Source organism: Stenotrophomonas sp. 2YAF22, assembly GCF_052114665.1.
Classification (GTDB): domain Bacteria; phylum Pseudomonadota; class Gammaproteobacteria; order Xanthomonadales; family Xanthomonadaceae; genus Stenotrophomonas; species Stenotrophomonas indicatrix.
In genome coordinates this window covers 1-2617 of sequence record NZ_JBFRFE010000610.1, presented here as the reverse complement: position 1 = coordinate 2617, position 2617 = coordinate 1, and the positions used below count along the sequence as shown (strand labels likewise).

General features: G+C 67.0%; 2 protein-coding genes. Both read right to left on the bottom strand.

The window, feature by feature from the left end; genetic code table 11:
- Positions 1 to 277 precede the first annotated feature (277 nt).
- Positions 278 to 1504 (bottom strand): AGE family epimerase/isomerase, encoded by a 1227-nt coding sequence (locus tag AB4Y84_RS18900; protein ID WP_099842387.1) that lies wholly within the window; start codon positions 1502 to 1504, stop codon positions 278 to 280.
- Entirely contained in the window at positions 1501 to 2496 is a 996-nt protein-coding gene (locus AB4Y84_RS18895; RefSeq protein WP_442243473.1) for a carbohydrate kinase family protein, read from the bottom strand. Before AB4Y84_RS18895 ends, AB4Y84_RS18900 begins: the two co-directional genes overlap by 4 nt.
- Between the last annotated feature and the right edge of the window lie 121 nt (positions 2497 to 2617).

Genomic DNA, 2617 nt, shown 5'->3' with positions numbered 1-2617 from the left:
CTGCCTGGCACCGTGGCCGCGCGCCACTGCTGCAGGCCAGGATGGGCCGCGCCCTGCGCGTCGCCGGGCAGCAGCCGGAACTCCCATTGCGCCTGCAGCGGTGCGGCGCCTGCGGGGAAGGCGCCAAGGGCGATCAACAACAGCAGCAGACGGACAGCGTTGGAAATGCGATGCACGTGATACTCCTGTTTTTCCGCCGGGCATGACCCGGCGCTACCAATGCCACACGCCACGGTAGCGCCGGACCACGTCCGGCGAGCGCGCAGCGCGGCAGAACTCAACGCACGACGTTCAGCACTTCGTAGCACGCACCCATGGTGTGGTAATCCACCTTGCCGGCCGGGCTCTTCTCATCGCTGTACTTGCGGTTGTCGGCGTCGAGGATGCGGAACCATGCGCCGTATCGATGGTCGACGAAGTGCTCCCACGAGTACGCCCAGATACGGTCGTACCACTGCCAATAGCGGTCATCGCCGGTGCGTGCGGCCATCAGCGCGGCGGTGGCCAGGGTCTCGGCCTGCACCCAGAAATACTTGTCGTCGTCGCAGACGAAACTGTCGCCGCCGATCGGCGCGCCGTCCATGCCCGGCTGCCGGCGGGACTCCGGGGCGAAGCCGTAGTACAGGCCGCCGCGCACCTCGTCCCAGCTGCGCTCCACGGCCACATCGAACAGATGCTGCGCGGTCGGCACCAGCCAGTCGGCCTGCACGTGTCGGTCCAGGATCAGCAGCAGCTTGGCCCACTCGGTCTGGTGCCCCGGCTGGAAGCCCCACGGCCGGAACAGGTGCTTGGGATCGTCCAGGTTGTAGTCCCAGTCGATGTTCCAGTTGACGTCGTAGTGTTCCCAGACCAGACCGCCGGCCTTTGCCGCCTGGCGGCGGGTCATGTTGTCGGCCAGCTGCAGCGCGCGCTCGACATAGCGCTGCTCGCCACTGGCCTCGAACGCGGCCAGCATCGCCTCGCACATGTGCATGTTGGCGTTCTGGCCGCGGTAGCCGGTGAAGTTCCACTGGCCGTCGGCCTCGTCCCTGTACAGGCCATGCTCGGCTTCCCAGAAGCGCGCCTGCAGCAGCTGCCAGGTTTCGTCCATCCACGTGCGGGCTTCTTCGATGCCTGCCTTCAACGCACAGCTGTAGGCGAGCAGCACGAAGGCCACGCCGTAGCAGTGGTTCATGTCGTCCTCGACCACGCCATCGCGCAGGGTCCAAGCGTAGCCGCCGGTGGCCGGGTTGCGGTGAACCTCCCGCAGGTAGCGCACGCCGTGCTCGACTGCATCGCGATACTCGGCATTGCCGAACTCGCGGTAAGCCATGGCGTAGTTGAAGACGAAGCGGGTGCTGCTCACCAGATGACGATGGCTGGCATCGTAGATGCTGCCGTCGTCACGGAAGTAGTGGAAGAAGCCACCCTTCGGATCGATGCAGCGCGGATGGTAGAACGCCATCGTATCGGCGATGTGGGCGCGCAGGAACGCGGGGGAACGGAAATCGGGCGAGGTGCTCATGCGGGGAGATCCTGTACCTGCAGCAGCTGCTGCACTTCATCGAACGAGGGCATCGCAGCGAACGCGCCCTTGCGGGTCACGGCCATTGCGCCAACAGCGGCGCCGAAGCGCAGCGTGGCGGTGATCGCCTGCGGGTCCTGGCAGAACGCGGCAAAGCCCGCACCTGCCCCACCCCGCTCCAGCAGGCCAACCAGCACGCCGCCGACGAAGGCATCACCGGCAGCGGTGGTGTCCACGGTGGCGACGCGGAAACTGCTGACCTTGCCCTGCGTTTCACGGGTATACCAATGCAGCGTGGCGGCGCCGTCGGTGATGATCACCCAGCGTGCCTGCGCGGCCAGCAGGCGACGCAGCACCAGCGCCTCGCCGTCATCCCCCAGCGGGGCGGCCAGATAATCCAGTTCCTCGCGCGACAGCTTGACCAGGTCGGCGCGTTCCAGCGCCTGCCACAGGCGCGGTGTCGGGTCGACATCGGCCGGCCACAGCGCCGGACGCAGGTTGAGATCCAGGCTGACCACCGCACCGGCCGCGCGCGCGCGGTCCATGCCGGCGAACGTCGCTTCGGCGATGTCCGCTTCGGTCAGGCTGTTGGAACAGACATGGAAGCACTGCGCGCCATCGAAGCAGCCCGCCTGGAAATCGCTGTCACGGAACAGCAGGTCGGCGGCAGGCGGACGGTAGAAGCTGAAGCTGCGTTCGCCGCCCGCGTCCAGTGCAACGAAGGCCAGTGCTGTTTTGGCCGCGTCGGTACGCACGATGTAGTCGGTGCCGACGCCGTGTTCGCTCAGGCTCTCCGCCAGGAAGTCGCCGAACATGTCGCGGCCGAGCATGCCGACGAACTGGGTCTTCGCGCCCAGCCGCGCGGCGGCCACCGCGACGTTGGCCGGTGCACCTCCGGCGTACTGCAGGAACGCGCGCGGGGTATCGGCCGAGGACGGCGGCTGCGCTAGTAGATCGATCAAAATTTCGCCGAAGCAGACGATGGAACCCATTTTCGACTCAGCCTCCCTGCGTGCCGGCAGCCGGCGCGCGGGCGCCGACCAGTCCGTAGAAAATGATGTAGCCGTAGCACAGCAGCGGCAGGATGAAGCTGGCCTGCACGCCGATGTGGTC